The sequence below is a fragment of the Shinella sp. WSJ-2 genome, from assembly GCF_003432075.1.
GTDB lineage: Bacteria > Pseudomonadota > Alphaproteobacteria > Rhizobiales > Rhizobiaceae > Shinella.
In genome coordinates this window covers 39,220-62,310 of the sequence record NZ_QWBU01000012.1, presented here as the reverse complement: position 1 = coordinate 62,310, position 23,091 = coordinate 39,220, and the positions used below count along the sequence as shown (strand labels likewise).

The following is a 23,091-nucleotide window of genomic DNA, read 5'->3' as shown; positions in this document are numbered from 1 at the left end:
CTTGAGCCGGGAAAACAGGGAGACAGCATGGCTGACGCAGCGAGCGGGGCGACAGAGGCCCAGGCCTTCAAGAAGAGCCGCCCGTTCTCCGCTTTCGAGCGGATGGTCGCCTGGCGCTACCTGCGCTCCCGGCGCAAGGAAGCCTTCATCTCGGTCATTGCCGGCTTCTCCTTCATCGGCATCATGCTGGGCGTGGCGACACTCATCATCGTCATGGCGGTGATGAACGGCTTCCGCACCGAGCTGATCTCGCGCATCCTCGGTATCAACGGGCACATGATCATCCAGCCGATCGACAGCCCGCTGAACGACTACGGCAAGCTCGCCGAACGTCTTGCCGCTGTTCCCGGCGTCACCATGGCCATTCCGCTCGTGGAAGGCCAGACGCTGGCGCAGGGCACGGCTGGCGGCGGCACGGGCGCTCTGGTCCGTGGCATCCGCGCCGACGATCTCGCCAAGATGAAGTCCGTCTCTGACCATATCAAGGAAGGCGACCTCGTCGGCTTTGCTTCCGGCGGCGGCGTTGCCATCGGCGCGCGCATGGCCGAGCAGCTCGGCCTCAGCGCCGGCGGCCAGATCACGCTCGTGGCGCCGGAAGGAGACGTCACGCCGCTCGGCGTCAATCCGCGCGTAAAAACCTATACCGTCTCGGCGATCTTCGAGATCGGCATGTCGGAATATGATGCTTCGATCATCTATATGCCGCTCGATGAGGCCCAGCTCTACTTCAATTCAGAAGGGGTTGTGCAGTCGATCGAGCTCTTCGTGTCCAATCCGGACCAGATTGACAGCTTGCGCCAGCCGATCGAGGCAGCGGCCGAGCGGCAGATTTTCATCACCGACTGGCGCCAGCGCAACCAGACTTTCTTTTCGGCCCTTCAGGTCGAGCGCAACGTCATGTTCATGATCCTGACGCTGATCGTGCTCGTCGCCGCACTCAACATCATCTCCGGCCTGATCATGCTTGTGAAGGACAAGGGCAGTGATATCGCTATCCTGCGCACCATGGGCGCCACGTCGGGCTCCATCATGCGTATCTTCTTCATGACGGGGGCAGCCATCGGCACGGTCGGCACTTTCGCCGGCGTGCTGCTTGGCGTCATCGTCTGTCTGAATGTCGAGTCGATCCGCCAGTTCTTCTCCTGGATCTCGGGCACGACGCTGTTCAACCCGGAACTCTATTTCCTTAGCCAGCTGCCGGCCGACATGAATGCCGGCGAGACTGTCACCGTCATTGTCATGGCGCTGGCGCTCTCCTTCCTCGCGACGATCTTCCCCGCCTGGCGTGCCTCCAAGCTCGATCCGGTTCAGGCTCTCAGGTACGAATAGGAATTCAGCATGGCAGCGCGCGTCGCTTTGGAACTGAAGGGTATCGAACGGCACTACGGTCAGGGCGAGACGGTCCTGTCGATCCTCAAGGGTGCCGATTTCACGCTGAGAAGTGGCGAGACCGTCGCGCTCGTCGCCCCATCGGGCACCGGCAAGTCGACGTTGCTGCATGTCGCGGGCCTGCTCGAAAAGCCAGATGCCGGTGAAGTCCTCGTCAACGGCCATTCCTGCGCGGAGCTTTCGGACGACCAGCGCACGGCGATCCGTCGCAGCGAGATCGGCTTTGTCTACCAGTTCCATCACCTGCTGCCGGAATTCACCGCGCTCGAAAACATCATGATGCCGCAGCTGATCGGCGGCCTTTCCAAGGCCGAGGCGGGCGAACGCGCCGCGCAGCTGCTCGATTATATGCGCATCGGCCACCGCGCCGATCACCGTCCCTCCGAGCTTTCCGGCGGTGAGCAGCAGCGTGTCGCCATTGCACGCGCGGTCGCCAACGCGCCGCTGCTGCTTCTCGCCGACGAGCCCACCGGCAATCTCGACCCGGAAACCGCCGGCTATGTCTTCGAGGCGCTGGAAGCGCTCGCCCGCCAGTCCGGCCTTGCCGCGATGATCGCCACGCACAACCACGAGCTCGCCGGTCTGATGGATCGCCGGGTGACGATCGAAGACGGGCTGGTCAAGGAACTGGTCTAAACGACCTGCCGTTCGATATCACGCCGCGAGCGTGACGGTTTCTGCCCTGCGCTCGACGAGCGCCCAGATGTGCCCGAACGGGTCGAAGATCGACGCGACGCGGCGGCCCAGCACATCCACCTGCACCACATCCCGCGTTACGGCGCCGGCTTCGATTGCTCGTTGCATCGCGCACTCGATGTCGCCGACGATCAGCGTGAAAATCGCGCTGACAGACCCGGCGGCTTTTGGGAAGAATGGTCCGCCATAGGACGGGTTCTCCTCACGCCGCGGGTTCGATCCCGCGACCGCGACCGGCATCGCGCCGAAGCGCATGGCAAAGCCCATCAGCACCCCGTCAAGACTGTAGGGCTCGACCACGATTGCGCCAAAGGCGGAACTGTAAAAATCCACGGCCTCCTGTTCGCGTCCGTGCTCGACGAACAGGGATATTTCAAAGCTGATGTCGTCGGTCATCGCGATTGCCCTTCCGTGTCGTCACCCTGCTATCAGTTATCCAACCCGCAGATGGAGCGGGCGGTCTCGTCCTTCCAGTCCTTAAGCAGCGCGAATTGTGCCTGTCCGGCAACCGGACCACCGCTGGTCTTGCCCTTGCCAGTCAGCACATTGAGGTCGCATTCGGCGCTGGCATTCGGGTCGAGCGTATCGTAGCTCGCATAAGTGTACCCCGCCACGATGAAATCGAAATTGCGGTAGGCGATGGTCAGCGACTGCCGCCAGCGGTCGCGTCCGACTGAATCGTTTTTGGTCGTGATCGTGAAGGAGCCGTTTGCGAGCGCGGCAAGCTCCGGTTCGCGACCGGACATGGTGAGGTCGCCCCAGACGCTGTTCGGCAGCGACAAGGCAAGCGTCAGACGGTTTTCGTCGGGATTGGCGAGGTAGATGTAGAGACCGTTGTCGTCACCGCCGTCATCGTCCGGCGTTGCGATCACGGCCAGGTCCGCCGTGCCGTCCTTGTTCCAGTCGCCGCTCGCCATGGCGACGATGCGGTCTGCCGGAAAGTCTGTAGCCATCGTTGCGGCGGGCAGAACAATCGAAAATGCGAGGGCGGCGGCAAGCGACTTCATCTGATTCCTCCATGGGTCGGGGCGACCTTATTGCGCTGGGCGGCGCCGGTCCAGAGGGTGACGGAAAGCCATTGACATGAGAACAATAATAGAACAAAATAAAAACATAAAAGGAAAGAGAGCCACAATGACCGATTTTCTTCGTGACTTTGCAGCATTCACCTCCATCGCCCTGTTCGTCGCCAGCTTCTCCGTTCTCCTGTTCGGAATCTGAAGGCACAACTCTATCCATTGATCATTTGCGCTTTCCGTGCGGCCTCGTCCGGTGGAAAGCGGGCGCAAAGCCAAGAACCGTCTGGACGAGACGGGTCCGAATCCGCTTAAGGTCTTTCTTCTGATCGGAAGGACGTTTGACATGGCGGAAGCGGCGGAAGTAACGGTTGGCGAGAAGATCGCCGAGACGCCCGAATTCGTGCATCTGCGCGTGCACTCGGCCTTCTCGCTGCTCGAAGGCGCTTTGCCGATCAAGAAGATCATCGGTAAGGCCGTATCCGATCATCAGCCGGCGATTGCCATAACCGATACGAACAATCTGTTCGCGGCGCTCGAATTTTCACAGAAGGCCGTCGGCGACGGCATCCAGCCCTTGATCGGCTGCCAGCTGTCGATCGACATGGAAGACGAGGGCGAGGGGGAAAGGCGCGGCGGACAGGCGCAACTTCAGAAACTGCCGTCGATCGTCGTTCTTGCCGCGAGCGACGCCGGCTATGCACGGCTCGTTGAACTCGTAAGCCGCGCCTATCTCGGCGGTGAAAGCGGGCAGGCGGTTCGTATCGCCTACAGTTGGCTGGCAGCGGGCGGCGCGGATGGACTGATCGCGCTGACCGGCGCGCGGGGCGGTCCTGTCGACATGGCCTACCTTGCCGGGCAGCCTTCTATCGCAAAGGCGCGGCTCGATGCGCTGAAGACAGTGTTCGGCGATCGACTTTATATCGAGTTGCAGCGCCATGGGCGTTACGACAAGTCGCATGAACGGCGCATGGTCGAGCTCGCCTATGCGCAAGACGTGCCGCTGGTCGCGACCAACGAGCCGTTCTTCCCGTCGCCGGACGATTACGATGCGCATGACGCGCTGATGGCGGTGGCGCACAATGCGATGGTGTCGGACGACAACCGCTTCCGTCTGTCGCCGGATCACTACCTCAAGAGCCGCAAGGACATGGCAAAACTCTTTGCCGACCTGCCGGAGGCGCTCGAGAACACGGTCGAGATCGCCAAACGCTGCTCCTTCGTGCTGAAGACGCGCGGGCCGATCCTGCCGCGCTTCACCGGCGCGACGGACGATCCGGAAGAGGCGGAACGCGCGGAATCGGCAGAGCTGCGCCGCCAGTCGGTGGAAGGTCTCGAGAACCGCATGGCGCTGCTCGGCCTATCGCCGGGTTATACGGAGCAGGATTACCGCGAGCGGCTGGATTTCGAGCTCAGCGTCATCGAGCGCATGAAGTTCCCCGGCTACTTCCTGATCGTTGCCGACTTCATCAAATGGGCCAAGCAGCACAATATTCCTGTCGGTCCGGGCCGCGGCTCCGGTGCGGGCTCGCTGGTGGCCTATGCGCTCACCATCACCGACGTTGATCCGCTGCGCTTCTCGCTGCTCTTCGAACGCTTCCTCAACCCGGAACGCGTCTCGATGCCCGACTTCGACATCGACTTCTGCCAGGATCGCCGCGAAGAGGTGATCCGCTACGTGCAGCAGAAATACGGTCGCGAGCAGGTGGCGCAGATCATCACCTTCGGTTCGCTGCAGGCCCGCGCGGCGTTGCGCGACGTCGGCCGCGTTCTCGAAATGCCCTATGGCCAGGTCGACAAGATCTGCAAGCTCGTGCCGAACAATCCAGCCAATCCGACACCGCTCTACAAGGCGATCGAGGAAGAGCCGAAGCTGCAAGAGGAGGCGGAGAAGGAGCCGGTCGTCGCCCGCCTGCTCGATATCGCCCAGAAGATCGAAGGCCTCTACCGCCACGCCTCCACGCATGCCGCCGGCATCGTGATCGGCGACCGACCGCTGTCTCAGCTGGTGCCGATGTACCGCGATCCGCGCTCCGACATGCCGGTCACGCAGTTCAATATGAAATGGGTGGAACAGGCCGGCCTCGTGAAGTTCGACTTCCTTGGCCTGAAGACGCTCACCGTCCTGAAGACCGCCGTGGATTTCATCCGCAAGCGCAATATCGAGGTCCATCTCGAAAGCCTGCCGCTGGACGACCAGCTGACCTATGAGATGCTGTCGCGGGGCGAGACGGTCGGCGTGTTCCAGGTGGAAAGCGCCGGCATGCGCAAGGCGCTGATCGGCATGCGGCCCGACTGCATCGAGGACATCATCGCGCTGGTCGCGCTCTACCGTCCCGGCCCGATGGAGAACATTCCGGTCTACAACGCCCGCAAGCACGGCGAGGAGGAGATCGAATCGATCCATCCGACGATCGATCATCTGCTCAAGGAAACCCAGGGCGTTATCGTCTACCAGGAACAGGTGATGCAGATCGCCCAGGTGCTGTCGGGCTATTCACTCGGCGAGGCCGATCTCTTGCGCCGTGCCATGGGCAAGAAGATCAAGGAGGAGATGGACAAGCAGCGCGCCCGCTTCGTCGACGGCGCGGTGAAGAACGGCGTGTCGAAGCCGCAGGCCGACCTCATTTTCGACCTGCTTGCCAAATTCGCCAACTACGGCTTCAACAAGTCGCACGCCGCGGCCTACGCCATCGTCTCCTACCAGACGGCCTATCTGAAGGCGCATTACCCGGTCGAGTTCCTCGCCGCGTCGATGACCTACGATATGTCCAACACGGACAAGCTGAACGATTTCCGGCAGGACGCCGGCCGCCTCGGCATCGCCGTCATCCCGCCGTCGGTGCAGACGTCATTCGCGCATTTCGAAACCGGCGAGAACCGCATCTATTACGCGCTCGCCGCCATCAAGGGCGTCGGCGAGGCGGCGGTGCAGCATATTGTCGAGGTGCGCGGCGACAAGCCGTTCAAGAGCCTCGAGGATTTCTGCACGCGCATCGATCCGAAATTCGTCAACCGCCGCGTCTTCGAAAGCCTGATCGTCGCCGGCGCCTTCGACTGCTTCGGTCACGACCGCGCCGCCATGATCGCCGGCCTCGACCGTCTGTTGGGTGCTGCCCAGCGCGCGCAGGAAAACAAGACGAGCGGGCAGGGCGACATTTTCGGCATGGGCGCGGCGACCGGGCCGGAGGTCATCACGCTGCCGGCCTACACGCCCTGGCTCGCCTCTGAAAAACTGCACCGCGAGTTCCAGGTGCTCGGCTTCTTCCTCTCCGCCCATCCGCTCGATACCTATGCGCCGCTGCTGGCGAAAATGCGCGTGCAGACTTTCGGCGATTTTTCCGCTGCCGTGAAGCGCGGTGCGACGGCCGGCCGCCTGGCCGGCACGGTCACCTCCAAACAGGAGCGCAAGACGCGCACCGGCAACAAGATGGGCATCGTCGCCTTCTCGGATTCGTCCGGCCAGTTCGAGGCCGTGCTGTTTTCCGAAATGCTCAACCAGTATCGCGACCTGCTGGAGCCCGGCAAATCACTGGTCATGACGGTGCAGGCGGAAGAGCGCCCGGAAGGTATCGGCTTGCGTATCCAGACCCTTCGCTCGTTGGAGGAGGAGTCGCTCCAGACCCAGAAAGCGTTGCGCGTCTATGTCCGCGACAGTGGCCCGCTGCGCTCCATCGCCGCCCATCTCAACACGAAAGGCGACGGCCTCGTTTCGTTCATCGTTATCAAGGACAACGGCCAGCGCGAGATCGAGGTGGAGCTGAACGAACGCTTCCGCATCTCCCCCGAAATCGCCGCCGCCCTGCGTTCGGCGCCGGGTGTGCTGGATGTGGAGCTGGTCTAGCGGGCCGGCTCAAAGCTTCAGCGCGTCATTGATGGCGACCTGTGTTTGCCCCGCCATGACCATGGCAGTCAGGACGGTGATCGCTTCGCCGAGCAGAGCTGGATTTATCGAACCGGAACAAAGTGTGAGTGTGGGCCGGCAACCTCAACGCGTCGGCCGCCGGCTTGCGTGAGCCGAGTTCGATCCTGTCGGCAAGACACAGCACGTCGCGGCCGTCGCAGGCGAGTTCCCGGTCGGTGCGTTCCACATAGAGCAGGTCTTCGGCCGGCGGCGGGCTTGAGCCGCTTCGCGCACGTCCGCAGGCGATATGGACGATGTCGAGCGGGTCCTCCGGAGAGGCGAAGGCGAGAGACAGGACGAGAAGGTCATTCTCTTCGGCGAAGACCTCCTCGACCTGGAAACAAACGGCCGTCTGCTCCGTCAATTCACGACCGTGATCGATGACGTCTTTTTCTTCCTTTTCTTGGTGCCCTGCACCGCCGAGGCATCGGCCTTCTGCTGCACCTTGCGCGTCACGGTGATGAAGTCCGTGCCGTCACCGGTTTCCGGGCCAAGGCCGGTGTCGGAGATCGACAGCGAGGCGCCTTCGCCCATCAGCTCGGAGATACGCAGGCGCGTGTCGGCGGGGATGTCCAGCCGGTCGAGCGTCTTCGCCAGCGCGTCCGGCTGCGTGGCGTCGGCTTCGGTGGTGATGCCGAGGCGCTTCAGCGTAGTGGGCGAGAGCTGGTTGTCGACGCTGACGCCGAACCAGTCCGCCTTGCCCTTGTCGCTATCGACGTCGCGGGCGAGCAGGAAATGGGTGCCGAGCGCGATTTCCGGGTTGCGGATGGTGATGGCGGCCTCGACCAGCGGCTTGAATTTCTGGCGCACGAGGATCTGGCCGTTCGGCGGCGCGCCCTTGCCGGCTTTGGCGTAGACGGCGGCGACGAGTTCGGGCGTCACCATGCCGTCTTCCTTCAGGCCTTCGGCAAGCTGGAAGGCGCGAATGGCGATGACGGTCTGCTTGCCGTGCAGTCCGTCCGGTATCCCGGCGTCATAACCGAGCGAGGTCAGCAGCGTCTGGAGGTCGATCATCATCTCGCGGTCGCCGCGGCGGGTGACGAGGATGCGGATCGGGTCCTGCTCGGTCTTCTGTACGGCCGGCGTGAGGATTTCCGGCTTGGGATCGGTCATCGCGACCTCGACGGCCTTGTCGCCGGCCTCGATCAGGCCGGGCCGCAGACCCGCCTGGGAGAGAAGCGGTGTATCCGGCACCACGACGACGGGCTTGAACAGCGCCGCATGAACGATTTCCTGCGGCACGATCTCGCGGTCGGTGATCAGCACATGGCCGCCGCGCCGCGTCACGCTGAACAGCGTCTTGGCAAAGGCGTTCGGCAGGCGCACGCAGCCGTGCGAGGCGGGATAGGACGGCACACTGTTGGAGGCGTGCAGCGCGATGCCCGACCAGGTGAGCCGCTGCATGAAGGGCATCGGCGCGCTGTCATAGATATTGGAGAAATGCGTGCGCTTCTTCTCCAGGATCGAGAAGATGCCCGTCGGCGTCGAATGGCCGGCCTTGCCGGTGGACACATGCGAAGTGGCGACGACCACGCCGCCATCGTAGATCTTCAGTTCCTGCAGATCCTTCGACACGATGATCTGCAACGGCCCTTCGAGCGTGCCCGCAAGCGCGGTACCGCAGCTCAACAGCAGGCCAAGTATGCTCATACCAGTCGCCAGGCGAAACTTCATGTTACCCATCCGTACGCAATACAAACCGACGGCAAGCCTAGTGCATCTGATTTAAGGAAGGCTTGATGCACCCGGCCGATCCCCCGATCTGTGCCAACCCGATGCAGGGAAGAACGCCGGTTTGCCGGGATTTATTCGGTGGGGTCGTCGATTTTTCCGGCCGTCTTGAAAGTCAACTTTCCGTGAAAGCGGTCGGGGCCGGATTTGCCGAATGTATAGCCGGTCTCGACACTCGCCTTGCCGAATTTGTCGCGCAGAATGTTCATCGCCGCTTCGGCGGCGGCACGGCGGCCGGCGGCGGGATCGACGAGATCGGGCGGGTCGGCGCGGCCGGGATCGGTGAGATCCGTGACGCCGATGCCAATCAGGCGGTATTTCGTGCCGTCGGTCTCCTTGCGCAAAAGCTCGATGCCGGTGCGGAAGATGCGGTCGGCGAGCATGGTCGGGTCTTCGAGCTTGCGGTTGCGCGTGCGGCTCTTGAAGTCGGCGGTCTTCAGCTTGAGCACGACGGTATGGCCGGCGATGCCGGATTTGCGTAGCCGCGCGGCAACCTTTTCGCTGAGACGGCGCAGATGCGCGACGAGTTCGTCATAGCCGGAGAGATCATCGAAGAACGTGGTTTCGGACGAAACGCTCTTTGCGGCGTCGTTCAGGTGGACCTCGCGGTCGTCCTGGCCGCGCGAGAGGTTGAATAGCCGCTTGCCCATCACGCCGTAGCGGCGCATCAGGTCGGTCTCTTCCATGGTCTGGAGCTGGCCGACGCTGCGGATGCCGTCGCGCTCCAGCGTCTCCGCAAAGGTCTTTCCGACGCCCCAGATGAGGCGCACCGGTTTATCTTTAAGGAAATCCAATGCTTCCTTCTCGCCGATGACGGAGAAACCGCGCGGCTTGTTAAGATCGGAGGCGACCTTGGCGAGAAATTTGCAGTAGGAGAGACCGACGGAAATGGTGATGCCTATCTCCTTTTCCACGCGCTGGACGAAGCGGGCGAGCACGCGGGCAGGGGGATCGTGGTGCAGGCGTTCCGTACCCCTCAGTTCCAGAAAGGCCTCGTCGATGGACAGTGGCTGCACCAGCGGGGTCAGCTCCTGCATCATGGTGCGTACCTCGCGGCCGACCTTGACGTATTTTTCCATGTCCGGCGGAATGACGATGGCATTGGGGCAGGCCTCCAGTGCCTTGAACATCGGCATTGCCGAACGCACGCCGTGGATGCGGGCCACGTAACAGGCGGTGGAAACGACGCCGCGCTTGCCACCACCGATGATAACCGGTTTGTCGGCAAGCTCGGGATTGTCGCGCTTTTCGACGGCGGCATAAAAGGCGTCGCAGTCGATATGCGCCAGCGTCAGGTCGTAGAGTTCGTCATGATAGATGAGGCGCGGGCTGCCGCAGGCGCTGCAGCGGCGCAGGTCCGCCTTCTGCCCGGTCAGGCAGTCGCGACAGAAGCCCGGAAAGTGTGGTGCGGCAGTACGCATCTTTAGGAACAAACATTGAACATCGCGACATTAGTGCCTAAATTCACGAGTCTCAAGTGTCGCCCGGAGTGTAATGCATGACCGTACACAGACAGGCGCGGGAACGCTGTCTGCCGCTGCCGACTCACCAGTCGGCGGGGCCTGACAGTACCGCATGGGCGTGCACGACTGCTTCCGGTTTGGTGCCGGTCGCGTCGCAGAAAGCCAGCAGATCCGGCTCGTGGCTCATCAGGAAATCGACGATGCCCGCGAGGAAGCCGGTATCTTTGACGGCTGTACGCACTTCGGACGGTGAGACACCCGTCAGCGCCAGGAAACGCGATAGAAGTTCCGGCTCGCCGGCAAGCCAGCCGAGAATGGTGACGGCAGTTGCCTCCGCAGCCTCTGCCGCAAGTGTATCTTTTTGGCTTTTCATTCTTTTCCCTCGGGAAATTTACCTTTTAATCAACCAAGTGACGCTAACGTGGCTGCGGTCAGGCTGGGTGATTTCGGCTTTGCCGCAACTTATCCATCTTCCGATGGGTTGCAAGGCCGGTCAGAGGAACAGGGACTTACGATGCCCAAGCAGGTCATGATTGTCGAGGACAACGAGCTCAACATGAAGCTCTTCCGGGACCTTATCGAGGCGTCCGGCTACACGACCATCCAGACCCGGAACGGTATGGAAGCCCTTGATCTTGCCCGCAAATATCGCCCCGATCTGATTTTGATGGATATCCAGCTTCCGGAGGTCTCCGGCCTTGAAGTCACGAAGTGGCTGAAAGAGGACGACGAGCTTCACGTGATCCCTGTCATCGCGGTTACGGCCTTTGCGATGAAGGGCGACGAGGAGCGCATCCGGCAGGGCGGTTGCGAGGCCTATGTCTCCAAGCCGATTTCCGTGCCGAAATTCATCGAGACGATCAAAACCTATCTCGGCGACGCGTGAGGCAGGGGCGCGACCATGACAGCACGCATCCTCGTCGTCGATGATATTCCGGCCAACGTGAAGCTGCTTGAAGCGCGGCTGCTCGCGGAGTACTTCGACGTGCTGACGGCCGAAAACGGGTATGAGGCGCTATCGATCTGCGAGCGTACCCAGGTCGACCTCATCCTGCTCGACATTATGATGCCCGGCATCGATGGTTTCGAAGTGTGCGAGCGGTTGAAGGCCAATCCGCGCACTGCCCATATTCCCGTTGTCATGGTCACGGCGCTCGACCAGCCGTCCGACCGCGTGCGCGGCCTGAAGGCCGGTGCCGACGATTTTCTCACCAAGCCGGTCAACGACCTGCAGCTGATGTCGCGGGTGAAAAGCCTCGTTCGCCTCAAGACGCTGACGGATGAACTGCGCATGCGCGCAACGACCGCCCGCGCCATCTCGATGGAAGACGGGCTGGACAGCAATCTCGGCGACGAGCCGGGCGACATTCTGTTGGTCGACGGCCGTGCGAGCTCGCAGGAGCGTGTTGCGCGTGCCCTGAAGCCCATCGCCGAAGTCACCTGCATGTCCGATCCGCAGGCGGCGCTATTCCAGGCGGCCGAGAGCAATTACGAGCTTGTCATCGTCAACGCCAATTTCACGGATTACGACCCGCTGCGCCTTTGCTCGCAGTTACGGTCGCTGGAGCGCACGCGCTTCCTGCCGATCCTGCTGATCGCCGAGCAGGGCGACGACGACATGGTTGTGCGCGCGCTCGATCTCGGCGTCACGGATTACCTGATCCGGCCGATCGACCCCAACGAGCTGATAGCCCGCAGCCTCACCCAGATCCGCCGCAAGCGCTGTAACGACCGTCTGCGCGCGAGTGTGCGCCAGACGATAGAGCTTGCCGTGACGGACGGCCTGACGGGGCTGCACAACCGCCGCTATCTCGACAACCACATGAAGCTGCTGATCGACCGTGCGACGGCGCGTGCCCGGCCGCTCTCGGTCTGCATTACGGATATCGACCGTTTCAAGCTGGTCAACGACACCTATGGCCATGATGCCGGCGACGCGGTACTGCGCGAATTCGCCAACCGTGTGCGCTCGGCCGTGCGCGGCGCCGATCTCGCCTGCCGCTATGGCGGGGAGGAGTTCGTGCTCGTGATGCCGGACACGACGCCGGAAATGGCGGCTGGGGTGGCGGAGCGCCTCCGCACGATCGTCGAACTCGAGCCGTTCCGCATTCCGGGCACGGATGTCCTGTTGCCGATTACCGCCTCGATGGGCACCGCTTCCGTCCTGCCAGCCGGCGATAGCCCGGACAGCTTACTGAAGCGCGCCGATACCGCGCTTTACGAAGCCAAACGCTCCGGTCGCAACCGCGTTGTGGCCGCTGCGGCCTGAGCCACATCCGAACTGACTTCCGCCTACGCTTTTTCCACAGGCTCAAACGCTTTTCGGGCAAGTGCCTAATTTTTAGGGCGCTTGTCCCTCAGAAGATTTTTCCGGACATGAACCAAATCGAGGGTTCATACTGTGGCCCGTGTGGTCAAATTTGGCTATAAATCGTACGATTTACTTTTCCGATGGATTTCAACGGGTTGTACAAAATGTACTCACGCCTTGCGAAGTTGCGTCTATTTTTTAAGGTTGTATTAAGTGCGCGCAATGGTTGCTTTGCTGGGGCGAGCTTACTGTTATCTTCTATAACGTAGATGCCGCTTGCTGAGACAATCAGCCGCTCGGCGGTTAACTATGAGACAAGGAGTCTTGGCGGAAACGTTAAGAATTCGTTGATTTTTTTTCGTTTTGGCGCGATGCTCAACTCATGGGCGGCAAACAAGCCCGCACAACCGGTTACCCCATGATGCTAGGTCCGCCGCATCTCCTGGGTCGTGGGGTCGGTCGGTCGGTTACGACAAATACGGAATCCTCGTGCCGTCGTCGTACTGACCGACCCCCATTCAACGCCGCTCCCGGCAAGGGAGCGGCGTTTTTGATTCTATCCCCGCGGCCAGGTTGCATTTCGCAAGTCTAAAAAAGGAAAGGCGCCGGACGTTTCCGTCCAGCGCCTTTGCGAACCTGAAAAGGCTCCCAAGATTACTTGATCTTGGTTTCCTTGAATTCGACGTGCTTCTTCGCGACCGGATCGTACTTGGTCTTGGTCATCTTGTCGGTCATCGTACGGCTGTTCTTCGTCGTTACGTAGAAGAAACCGGTGTCGGCCGTCGACAGCAGCTTGATCTTGATGGTGGTAGCCTTGGCCATGGTCGTCCTGCCTTTATCAAAAACGAAGCCGCGGACAGCCAGTCTGCTCCACGGCTTAAATCTGGGCGGAAACTACAAATCGCGCCCGAAAAGTCAACCCCGTTTCGGTCGGAAAACGATCCGGCCCAGGGAAAGTACGAGGTAAAAGCCGAAGAAAGCAACGATTGCCCAGGCAAAACCGTCATTGCCGGACACATCCATCGCCGCGCCGATCGCCTGGGGACCGACAACCGTGCCGACGGCATAACAGAAGATGAAGGCCGCATTGGCTGCCGCGAGATCCGCGCCGACGAGTCGCGAGCCGAGGTGGCTGAGACCGACCGTATAGAGGCCCGCAACGCAGCCGCCCCACAAGAGCAGCACGACGGCCATCAGAAGCCAGTTCTGCGACACCCAGGGCAGCGAAAGAGCCCCCACAAGGCCGATGACTGCCATGATGGTGAGAAGACGCCTGCGGTCCTTCATGCGGTCGGAGATCATGCCCAGCGGGATCTGGAAAGCCATGTTGCCGATGCCCATCACCGTGAGCAGCAGGGCCGCCTGCGGCTCGCTGAAGCCCGCCCGCGTGGCATAGATCGGGAAGAGCGACAGGCCTCCGACTTCCACGGCGCCGAAGATGAAAACGGCGGCTGTCGCCGTGGGCACGAGAAGGATGTAGCGCATGAAATGCAGCTCCGGCTTCTCGTCGATGACGGGGCTCTCGCTGCGGGCGATGAAGATAGGAATGGCGGCGACGAGGATGATCAGGGCGCCGACGGCAAAGGGGCGCACGCCGTCGCTGCCGAGGATGGAGAAGAGCAGGGGACCGGTGGCGAAGCCGAGCGACAGAACCGTCGCATAGATGCCGAGCACCAGGCCGCGGCGGCGCGGCGGCGCTGCCGCGTTGATCCAGAATTCTGACAGGATGAACAGCGTGGTGATCGCGCCGTGGAAGACGAGACGGAGCGGAAACCACAGCCAGAAGTTCTCGATATAATAGAAACCGAGGCCGCTGATCGCCGACAGCAGGATGGCCAGAAGCATCGTCGTCGATGTGCCCCAGGCATGGGCCAGGCGCGTGGTGAAGGGCGCGGCGGCCATGGCGGCGACACCGGCCATGGCAGAGTTGATGCCGATCATCGTGGGGGAAATGCCGCGCTTTTCCATGATGATGGAAAGCAGCGGGAGACCGAGCCCGATGGCGATCCCGACGGCGGAAATGGCGGCGACGGCTGCGATGAGCGATCGCCAGTGGATGTGCTCCACCGGGCCGGAGGTGCCCGATTGCGGCTGCGTCATATGTAATCGACCCTTAAAGCAGGTCCCGGAGGAAGTGACCGTGCCTGTTGCGATAGAGCGGCGCCGGTCTTCCGAAGGGGAGAGACTTGTCTTCCTGAATGCTTTTTTGAAGTTCTTCAAGGATCAAGACGGTTATGTCGGGCATCTCGATGCCCGTGTGGTCAAAAATATCCACCCAGCGCACATCCTCGAGCTCATGACTGGCCGCAGCACCGGAAGGGTCGATGCCGGCCTCATCGGCAAAGAGCGTGAAGAAGCGCGTATCGAAGCGCCGCACCATGCCGGTGGGCGTGATGGCGCGGGCCAGGAAACGGAGCTTCGAGAGATCAGGACGGAACGGCAGTCCGCCTTCGGGCACGTCGGCAAGCGGCGCGCCGACGCTGAGCCCTGCCTCCTCGTAAAGCTCCCTCAGCGCTGCGACGGCGAGCGCACGCAGCCGCGAGCCCGAACAGCGTGGCACGCGCACGGCCATGCGCTCCAGCGCCAGCGGGTTCAGAGGGCTCGCGATGGAAACGAGGCGGTCGCCCGCATCACGCCGGCCGCCGGGAAAGACATAGACGTCGGGCATGAAGACATGCCTGCTGCTGCGCTTGCCCACCAGCACCCGTATCGTCCCGCCCGACCGGTCGAGAAGCAGGATGGAGGCTGCGTCGACGGGACGGACAGGCGTCATGCGGTTTTATCGCGGTAAGCGGGCGTTGCATCCTCATCGGCATCGGGCTTTTCGCCGAAGCCATGCATCCTGACCGCCCATTGCAGGCCGATCGTACCGCCTTTGACGGGTTGGAGCATTATCAGGGAGAGGATGATGGTGATCGGCGCCCAGATGGCGAGATGCTGCCAGGTGGTGAGCGGCCAGACGAGATCCGTCGCCATGTAGCCACCGAGAACGATATGGCCGACGATGGTGATGACGAGATAGGGTGGCAGGTCGTCGGCGCGCTGGTGCGTGTAGTCCTCGCCACAGGCGGCGCAGTTTTCGACCGGCTTGAGGAAGGACTTGAACAGGCGGCCGGTGCCGCAAGCCGGGCAATGGTTCAGCATGCCGCGCTTGATGGCGCGGCCGACCGGACGATCCGCCGGCTTTCCGCTTGCGGTATCGCCGAAATGCAGCCTTTTGCCGTCGGTCTCGTTCGCGTGCATATCCTGTCCTTCCTTGCCGGAACTCGTCAGCGTCTTCCGCGCGGCGGGCGCGTGCCCGGCTGGCGCCGGGTTTCGCCGCCCTTGCGTCGGCCCGACTTGTGGAAGGAGCGCACGGCCGTCGGCATCTTGCGTCCTTCGCTGATCATGTCGAACCGGAGCGAACCGGCCAACGGCACCGCTTCGGCGAGCTTGACGCGAACCGTATCGCCGAGGCGGTAGCCGAGCCCGGTCTTTTCACCGGATAGAGCCTGATGCGCCTCGTCGTAGATATAATAGTCGCGTCCAAGCATAGATATAGGCACGAACCCGTCGGCACCATATTCGGGCAGGGTGACAAAAAGTCCCGCCTTGGTGACGCCGGAGACGCGGCCATCGAATTCCTCGCCGACACGCTCTGCGAGATGGTGCGCGATCAGCCGGTCGACCGTGTCGCGCTCGGCCGCCATGGCGCGGCGCTCGAAGGTCGAGATTTCGGCCGCGATATCGTCGAACACGGCTTCCTCATCCGGCGTGATGCCGCCTTCGCCAAGTCCGAGCGAGCCCACCAGCGCACGATGCACGATCAGGTCCGCATAGCGGCGGATCGGCGAGGTGAAGTGGGCGTATTTCATGAGGTTCAGACCGAAATGGCCGATATTTTCTGGGCTGTAGATCGCCTGGCTCTGCGAACGCAGCACCATCTGGTTGACCATTTCCTGGAACGGCTTGTCCGCCACCTTGGCGAGGATGCCATTGAAATGGTTCGAGCGCATGTTGCCGCCCTTGACTAGGGATATGTCGAGCGTCTGCAGGAACTCGCGCAGCACTTCCTGCTTGGCGAGCGACGGTGCGTCGTGCACGCGGTAGATCAGAGCCTGCTTCTTTTTCTCCAGCGTCTCGGCGGCCGCGACGTTGGCCTGGATCATCATCTCCTCGATGAGCTTGTGCGCATCGAGCCGTGGCGGGATGAAAACCCGATCCACGGTGCCGTCGGGCTTCAGCAGGATCTTGCGCTCGGGCATGTCGAGTTCGAGCGGCTGACGGCGGTTACGGCCGACCGTCATGATCTTGTAGGCCTGCCAGAGCGGCTTCAGGATCGTTTCGAGGATCGGGCCGGTCTTGTCGTCGGGCGCACCGTCGATGGCCGCCTGCGCCTGCTGGTAGGAGAGCTTTGCCGCGCTCTTCATCATGATGCGGTGGAAGGTGTGGCTGGCCTTGCGGCCGTCATGCGAAAAGACCATGCGCACGGCGAGCGCCGGCCGGTCGACGCCTTCCTTGAGCGAGCAGAGATCGTTGGAGATGCGCTCTGGCAGCATGGGCACGACGCGATCCGGGAAATAGACCGAGTTGCCGCGCTTCTGCGCCTCGCGGTCGAGCGCCGATTTCGGGCGAACATAATAGCTGACATCGGCGATCGCCACGGTGACGATCACGCCGCCTGGATTGTCCGGCGAGGTGTCCGGCTCGGCATAGACGGCGTCGTCGTGGTCCTTGGCGTCGGCCGGGTCGATGGTGATGAGGGGAAGGCTGCGCCAGTCCTCGCGGTGCGCCATGGTCGCCGGACCCGCGGCTTCCGCCTCGCGAATGACCGCATCCGGGAAAATGTGGGGAATGCCGTGGGCGTAAATGGCGATCATCGAGATCGCCTTTTCCGAGGCGACGGAGCCGACCACGCTCTTGACCTGCGCGCGCGGCAGGCCGTAGCGGCCCATGCGCACGACATCGATCTCCACGAGGTCGCCGTCCTTGGCACCCGCCGTGAAATCCGCATCGACGTCCATTTCGTCGCCACGGCGGTCGATCGGCATGATGCGGCCGCCACCGCCCGCCATGGTGCGGAACACGCCCATGCCGGAATTCTTCTTCTTGTCGAGAACCTTGATGACGCGGCCGGTATAGGCCGGGCCGCCGCGCTCCTTGGCCGGGAAAATCTTTGCCAGAACCCGATCGCCGAGACCGGCGACGGGCGCCTTGTCCTTGCGCGCGCCACTCGACTGGCGAATGAGCACCGCCGGAGCCACGCCGGCATCGTCAAGCCATTCCGCCGGACGGCCGATCAGCTCGCCATCGACGTCGCGCGTGGTGATGTCGAGTACGGTGACGGGGGGCAGCGCGCCGGGCCGCACCAGCGACTTGCGGCGCTTCTCGAGAAGGCCGTCCTCTTCGAAGGATTTGAGCAGAGCCTTCAATTCCACACGCGTTTCGCCCTTCAGGCCGAAGGCCTTGGAGATTTCGCGCTTGGAGGCCTGTTCCGGGTGTTCCGCGATGAAGCGCAACAACACGTCGCGCGGCGGAATGGCGCCATGGATGATCGGCGTCTCGTTGGCAGACGCTGCCTCACGGCCCGCGCGGCCAGGCCGTTTCGTTTGTCCTGCCCGGCTGCGTGGTTCCTTGCTCATATCGTCAGGCCTTCTTTGCCTTTGCTGCAGCCTTGGGCTTGGCCGCAGCCTTTGCCTTCGGCTTTGCGGCCTTCGTCTCGTCGGATTTGGCCGCCTTCGTGGTCTTTGCCTTGGCGGGAGCCTTGGCCTTACCGCCCTTGGCAGGCATCTTGCCGGCCTTTTCGGCGATCAGAACGAGCGCTTCTTCCATCGTTAAGCTGTCGGCGGCCTTGCCCTTCGGCAAGGTAGCGTTGACCTTGCCCCAGTTGACATAGGGGCCGTACTTGCCGTCGCGTACCGTGATCGGGCCACCGTCGGGATGGTCGCCCAGCGTCTTCAGCGCCGCCGGCGTGCCCCGCGCGCGACCACCTGGCCCCTTCGACGCCTTGTCGGCAATGACGGTGACGGCGCGGTTGAGGCCGATCGAGAACACATCCTCGACGGTTTCAAGATTGGCGTAGCTGCCGTCATGCAGCAGGAACGGTCCATAACGGCCGAGGCCCGCCGAGATCATCTTGCCGGATTCCGGATGCTGGCCGATATCGCGCGGCAGCGAGAGCAGCGCGACGGCCTTCTCATGGTCGATGCTGGCCGGCGTCCAGCCCTTGGGCAGGCTCGAACGCTTCGCCTCCTTGCCGTCACCGCGCTGGACATAGGGTCCGAAACGGCCGGAGCGCAGAGTGATTTCCTCACCCGTATGCGGATCCTTGCCGAGGCTCTGCGGCTCGTTGGAGGCGGCCGCCTCCGCATCCGAACCATTGTCGGCCGAAAGCTGGCGGGTGTAGTTGCATTCCGGATAGTTCGAGCAGCCGACGAAGGCGCCGAATTTGCCGAGTTTCAGCGACAGCTTGCCGGTGCCGCAGACCTGGCAGATGCGTGGATCGCTGCCGTCCTCGCGCTTCGGGAAGACCAGCGGAGCCAGTTCCTCGTTCAGCGCATCGAGCACGTTGGTGACGCGCAGTTCCTTGGTATCCTCGATCTGCGCGAAAAAGTCCTTCCAGAAATCGCGCAGAACCTGCTTCCAGTCGAGTTCGCCGGCGGAGATCTTGTCGAGCTTTTCCTCGAGATCGGCGGTGAAGTCGTATTCGACATACCGCGTGAAGAAGCTCTCGAGGAAGGCCGTCACGAGACGGCCCTTGGCCTCCGGGATCAGCTTGCGCTTGTCGATGACGATATATTCGCGGTCGCGCAGCGTGGCGAGCGTGGCGGCATAGGTCGACGGGCGGCCGATGCCGAGTTCTTCCATCTTCTTGATAAGCGATGCTTCGGAATAGCGCGACGGCGGCTCGGTGAAGTGCTGGGTGGCGTTCACCTTCTCCTTGGCGAGCTTTTCCTGGGCGTTGATTTCGGGCAGGCGGCCGTCGTCGTCACCGTCGTCGGACTGTTCGCCGTCTTCCTTCTGGTCGGTATAGGCGGCGATGAAGCCGTCGAAGCGGATGACGGAGCCGGTGGCACGCAGGCCGGCCTTGCGTCCGCCATTGTCGGCTTCGATTTCGACGGTTGTGCGCTCGATTTCGGCCGATGCCATCTGGCTCGCGATGCCACGCTTCCACACGAGGTCGTAGAGCTTCAACTGGTCCGGATCGAGATAGCGCTTCACCTGGTCGGGCGTGCGGTCGAAGGAAGTCGGGCGTATCGCCTCGTGGGCTTCCTGGGCGTTCTTCGCCTTGGTGGAATAGATGCGAGCCTTTTCCGGCACATAGCGCGCGCCAAACTGCTCGGCGACGGCCTTGCGGGCGGCATCGATCGCCTCGGGCGCCATCTGCACGCCGTCGGTACGCATATAGGTGATGAGACCGACCGTCTCGCCGCCGATATCGATGCCTTCATAGAGCTTTTGCGCCACCTGCATGGTGCGCGAGGCCGAGAAGCCAAGCTTGGAGGACGCGGCCTGCTGCAGCGTGGAGGTGGTGAAGGGCGGTGACGGGTTGCGCTTCGTGGGCTTGGCCTCGACGCTCTCGACGCGGTAGGCCGCACCTTCGAGCAGCGTGCGCAGGTTACTCGCCTCTTCGCCGTTGCCGACCGCCCTGGGGGGAAGCCGCTTGCCTTCGGCCGAAACAAGGCGGGCCTCGAACTCGTCGCCGCGCGGCGTCTTCAGGAGGGCGGAAATGTTCCAGTACTCTTCCGAGACGAAACGCTCGATCTCGGCTTCGCGGTCACAGACCAGACGCAGCGCCACTGATTGCACGCGGCCGGCCGAACGCGCACCAGGCAGCTTGCGCCAGAGTACCGGCGACAGGTTGAACCCGACAAGATAATCGAGCGCGCGGCGGGCGAGATAGGCATCGACCAGCGGCGTGTCGATGTCGCGCGGATTGCGCATTGCCTCGAGCACGGCCGACTTGGTGATGGCATTGAAGACGACGCGCTGCACCGGCTTGTCGCCAAGCACGCGCTTCTTCTTAAGCACGTCCAGCACGTGCCAGGAGATTGCCTCGCCCTCGCGATCCGGGTCGGTTGCGAGGATGAGGCCGTCGGAATCCTTTACCGCATCGGCAATGTCCTTGATGCGCTTGGCCGACGCGCTGTCGACCTCCCACAGCATTTCGAAGTCTTCGTCCGGACGCACGGAACCGTCCTTGGCCGGCAGATCGCGCACATGGCCGAAAGAGGCAAGCACCTTGTAGCCCGGGCCAAGATATTTGTTGATCGTCTTGGCCTTGGCGGGCGATTCCACAACTACAACATTCATCGTCATTTTCTCTGATACCACGCGCCGCGGCTTGTCTCACGCGGTGAAGGGCGCATCTCGCGCCGGAAAGTCGTGTTTCGACATGAACAGGGAAAGCGTTCGGGTCAAGAGGTAGGGCTGAATTTAGTGAGATACAACGCAATGCAACCAAAACGAGCTTAATCCGTGGTTGCAATTATAAATAATCGTTGTATCGTTTCCTAGGCGTAGGAATTGCAACCTATCGGTGATTCCAGATTACTGGCACAACGGATAAGTCATGAATTCGAAACCAGCCAAGCCCATGCTCCCGCCCCACACGGCATAAGAGAACATCGCCTATATCAGACAGATGCTCGCAGAACTGCGCACCGTCGCCGCAAACGAGGGAGCAGACATGCTGCGCTATCTGATCGAAATGGCCTATGTGGAGGCCGGCGACATCCAGTCGGGCCAGCGCCCGTTCTCAATTCGGCGCGATCGAGACGCCGCCACCGGCGTGCCGCTGAAGGCGGCCGGCAAGATCAAGCTCTAACAGGACGAGATAGACGCTCGCCGCGTCGATGCCGGTATGGCGAATGATCTCGTCGATCTCGGCCGGCACCTGGCTCAGAGCCTCGGCGATCCTCTCGCGGTCGCCGTCGCTCGGCGGCAGCCGCAAAGCTGGGGCCATATCATCGCCAGGTTCCCTCGCATCGGGACGGGAGGAGAAGAGGTCCGGCTCGGCTAGTGGCCGCAGCCCCTCCAGTACGTCTTCCGGTGTCGTGGTGATCGTCGCGCCGTCCTTCAGCAGGCCGTTCGTGCCTTCGCAACGCTGGTCGAGCGGCGAGCCGGGCACGGCAAAGACCAGCCGGCCGAAATCTGCGGCATTGCGCGCCGTGATGAGCGAACCGGAACGCACAGCGGCCTCCACCACGACGAGGCCGAGCGCCATGCCGGCGATCAGCCGGTTGCGACGGGGGAAATCGCGGGCGCGGGGTTCCCACCCAAAGGGCATTTCACTGACGGCGAGGCCCTCGCCGCCGGTGAGTTCATCAAGCAGGCCGATATTCTCCGGCGGGTAAGGCTTGTCGAGACCGCCGGCCATGGCGGCGATCGTGCCGGTCTCCAGGCTGGCCCTGTGAGCGGCCGTATCGATGCCGCGTGCCAGACCCGAAACGATGGAATAGCCCGCGCGGCCGATATTCCGCGCCAGAAGTCCGGCGAATTTCATTCCCGAAATCGAGGCATTGCGCGCGCCGACGATGCCGACGGCCGGTGCCGATGTCACCCTTCGATTGCCCTTGGCGGCAAGAAGCGGCGGGGCGCCGTCGATCTGGCGCAGCAAGGGCGGATAATCGGGCTCACCGATGCCGATGAAGGTGGCGCCGTGCCGTTCGGCGATTTCCAGTTCGCGGTCGGCTTCGGCCTTCGACGCGACACGGATGCTGCGGGAGGCGCCTCCACGGCGGGATAGTTCCGGCAGCATCTCCAGCGCCGTTTCCGCGCTGCCGAAATGGTTGATCAGTTCTCGAAAGGTGACCGGACCGACATTGTCGCTGCGGATGAGCCGCAGCCAGGCGATCCTCTGTTTTTCCGTCAGCGCAATTCCCCTTGTCCTTGCGCTGTGGTCGTCCATGGCTATCCCTTGCTGCCGATCTTGCTTTCCGTGCCGCTTAGAAGGCGGCTGATATTGGCGCTGTGTTTCCACCAGGTGATGACGGTGAGTAGGAGAAAGAGCAGTGCCACCTTCTCGTGACCGAGAAACCACAATACAACCGGAGATGCCGCCGTTGCAACCAGTGCTGAAAGCGAGGAATAGCGGGTGAGATAGGCAATGCCGATCCAGATGGCAGCAAAGACCGCGAGCATGACGGGGACGAGGCCGAGCAGCAGGCCGACATAGGTCGCAACGCCCTTGCCACCCTTGAAGCCGAGCCAGACCGGGAAGAGATGGCCGAGGAAGGCTGCAAAGCCGGCGGCAATGCCCGCGTCGAGCCCCCAGCGTGAGGCGATGGCGGCAGCAGCCGTGCCCTTCAGCGCATCGAGGAGAAGTGTGGCGGCGGCGAGTTTCTTGTTGCCGGTGCGCAGCACGTTCGTCGCGCCGATATTGCCCGAACCGATCTGACGCACATCGCCGAGCCCTGCCATGCGGGTGAGGATCAGACCGAAGGGAATGGAGCCGAGGAGATAGCCGAAGGCAAGGGCGGCGAGTGTCGGCAGCGCGCCGAGCTGCCAGGTGAAAATGTCGGACACGTGGTTCTCCCCCGAGATTTCATTGCGGCGGGTGCAACAAGGCCAATGCGGGGCGGCGTCCCTTCCGCCCCAGAT

General features: G+C 62.5%; 20 protein-coding genes. 6 read left to right on the top strand and 14 right to left on the bottom strand.

Annotated features, from left to right (window positions below):
- Positions 1-27 precede the first annotated feature (27 nt).
- Both D0Y60_RS20660 and D0Y60_RS20655 read left to right on the top strand, forming a co-directional pair.
- Entirely contained in the window at positions 28-1,329 is a 1,302-nt protein-coding gene (locus D0Y60_RS20660; protein ID WP_117371841.1) for a lipoprotein-releasing ABC transporter permease subunit, read from the top strand.
- 9 nt (positions 1,330-1,338) lie between these two features.
- On the top strand, positions 1,339-2,025 hold the full coding sequence (locus tag D0Y60_RS20655) for an ABC transporter ATP-binding protein (RefSeq protein ID WP_117371840.1): 687 nt from the start codon (positions 1,339-1,341) through the stop codon (positions 2,023-2,025).
- 18 nt (positions 2,026-2,043) lie between these two features.
- Here the strand turns inward: D0Y60_RS20655 and D0Y60_RS20650 are convergent, their stop codons facing one another.
- Together D0Y60_RS20650 and D0Y60_RS20645 are read right to left on the bottom strand one after the other, a co-directional pair.
- Positions 2,044-2,481, bottom strand: coding sequence for a VOC family protein (locus D0Y60_RS20650; protein WP_117371839.1), 438 nt, complete (start codon positions 2,479-2,481; stop codon positions 2,044-2,046).
- Between the two features lie 32 nt (positions 2,482-2,513).
- Complete coding sequence (locus tag D0Y60_RS20645) at positions 2,514-3,092, bottom strand: hypothetical protein (protein WP_117371838.1); 579 nt, start codon at positions 3,090-3,092, stop codon at positions 2,514-2,516.
- Between the two features lie 355 nt (positions 3,093-3,447).
- On the opposite strand from D0Y60_RS20645, the gene dnaE reads away from it, so the two are divergent.
- Positions 3,448-6,945: a DNA polymerase III subunit alpha gene (gene dnaE / locus D0Y60_RS20640; RefSeq protein WP_117371884.1), complete on the top strand. Its 3,498-nt coding sequence runs from the start codon at positions 3,448-3,450 to the stop codon at positions 6,943-6,945.
- A gap of 25 nt (positions 6,946-6,970) precedes the next feature.
- On the opposite strand, the gene D0Y60_RS20635 is transcribed toward dnaE, so the two are convergent.
- From D0Y60_RS20635 to D0Y60_RS20620, 4 genes are all read right to left on the bottom strand, one after another.
- Positions 6,971-7,369, bottom strand: a complete 399-nt coding sequence (locus D0Y60_RS20635) for a hypothetical protein (protein WP_117371837.1) — start codon at positions 7,367-7,369, stop codon at positions 6,971-6,973.
- The gene (locus tag D0Y60_RS20630; RefSeq protein ID WP_117371836.1) at positions 7,366-8,679 is read right to left on the bottom strand and encodes a L,D-transpeptidase family protein; all 1,314 of its coding nucleotides are present in this window, start codon (positions 8,677-8,679) and stop codon (positions 7,366-7,368) included. The genes D0Y60_RS20635 and D0Y60_RS20630 overlap by 4 nt, the downstream gene beginning before the upstream one ends.
- A 131-nt stretch (positions 8,680-8,810) precedes the next feature.
- Positions 8,811-10,157 carry a DNA polymerase IV gene (locus D0Y60_RS20625; RefSeq protein ID WP_117371835.1) on the bottom strand — a complete coding sequence of 449 codons (1,347 nt, stop codon included), beginning with the start codon at positions 10,155-10,157 and terminating at the stop codon, positions 8,811-8,813.
- A gap of 124 nt (positions 10,158-10,281) precedes the next feature.
- On the bottom strand, positions 10,282-10,572 hold the full coding sequence (locus tag D0Y60_RS20620; RefSeq protein ID WP_117371834.1) for a DUF3572 domain-containing protein: 291 nt from the start codon (positions 10,570-10,572) through the stop codon (positions 10,282-10,284).
- A 141-nt stretch (positions 10,573-10,713) separates the two neighbouring features.
- Here D0Y60_RS20620 and D0Y60_RS20615 point away from each other — a divergent pair, with 141 nt between their 5' ends.
- Positions 10,714-11,085, top strand: coding sequence for a response regulator (locus D0Y60_RS20615; RefSeq protein ID WP_010065708.1), 372 nt, complete (start codon positions 10,714-10,716; stop codon positions 11,083-11,085).
- A 15-nt stretch (positions 11,086-11,100) separates the two neighbouring features.
- Positions 11,101-12,468 carry a PleD family two-component system response regulator gene (locus D0Y60_RS20610; protein ID WP_117371833.1) on the top strand — a complete coding sequence of 456 codons (1,368 nt, stop codon included), beginning with the start codon at positions 11,101-11,103 and terminating at the stop codon, positions 12,466-12,468.
- Positions 12,469-13,164: 696 nt separating this feature from the next.
- On the opposite strand, the gene rpmG is transcribed toward D0Y60_RS20610, so the two are convergent.
- From rpmG to topA, 6 genes are all read right to left on the bottom strand, one after another.
- A complete protein-coding gene (gene rpmG / locus D0Y60_RS20605) occupies positions 13,165-13,332 on the bottom strand; it encodes a 50S ribosomal protein L33 (RefSeq protein WP_003547442.1) in 168 nt (55 codons plus the stop codon).
- Between the two features lie 93 nt (positions 13,333-13,425).
- Entirely contained in the window at positions 13,426-14,610 is a 1,185-nt protein-coding gene (locus tag D0Y60_RS20600) for an MFS transporter (RefSeq protein ID WP_117371832.1), read from the bottom strand.
- 13 nt (positions 14,611-14,623) lie between these two features.
- Positions 14,624-15,283 carry an NUDIX hydrolase gene (locus D0Y60_RS20595; RefSeq protein ID WP_117371831.1) on the bottom strand — a complete coding sequence of 220 codons (660 nt, stop codon included), beginning with the start codon at positions 15,281-15,283 and terminating at the stop codon, positions 14,624-14,626.
- Entirely contained in the window at positions 15,280-15,753 is a 474-nt protein-coding gene (locus tag D0Y60_RS20590; protein ID WP_117371830.1) for a DUF983 domain-containing protein, read from the bottom strand. The genes D0Y60_RS20595 and D0Y60_RS20590 overlap by 4 nt, the downstream gene beginning before the upstream one ends.
- A gap of 26 nt (positions 15,754-15,779) precedes the next feature.
- A complete protein-coding gene (rnr, locus tag D0Y60_RS20585) occupies positions 15,780-18,131 on the bottom strand; it encodes a ribonuclease R (RefSeq protein ID WP_117371829.1) in 2,352 nt (783 codons plus the stop codon).
- A 4-nt stretch (positions 18,132-18,135) separates the two neighbouring features.
- Positions 18,136-20,802 carry a type I DNA topoisomerase gene (gene topA, locus D0Y60_RS20580; RefSeq protein WP_117371883.1) on the bottom strand — a complete coding sequence of 889 codons (2,667 nt, stop codon included), beginning with the start codon at positions 20,800-20,802 and terminating at the stop codon, positions 18,136-18,138.
- Between the two features lie 331 nt (positions 20,803-21,133).
- Between topA and D0Y60_RS20575 the strand changes: the two genes are divergently transcribed.
- Complete coding sequence (locus tag D0Y60_RS20575; RefSeq protein WP_245409255.1) at positions 21,134-21,316, top strand: hypothetical protein; 183 nt, start codon at positions 21,134-21,136, stop codon at positions 21,314-21,316.
- On the opposite strand, the gene dprA is transcribed toward D0Y60_RS20575, so the two are convergent.
- Both dprA and plsY read right to left on the bottom strand, forming a co-directional pair.
- Positions 21,248-22,399 carry a DNA-processing protein DprA gene (gene dprA / locus D0Y60_RS20570; RefSeq protein WP_117371827.1) on the bottom strand — a complete coding sequence of 384 codons (1,152 nt, stop codon included), beginning with the start codon at positions 22,397-22,399 and terminating at the stop codon, positions 21,248-21,250. The two genes, D0Y60_RS20575 and dprA, sit on opposite strands and share 69 nt — an antisense overlap.
- Positions 22,400-22,401: 2 nt before the next feature.
- A complete protein-coding gene (gene plsY / locus D0Y60_RS20565; protein WP_117371882.1) occupies positions 22,402-23,007 on the bottom strand; it encodes a glycerol-3-phosphate 1-O-acyltransferase PlsY in 606 nt (201 codons plus the stop codon).
- Positions 23,008-23,091 lie beyond the last annotated feature (84 nt).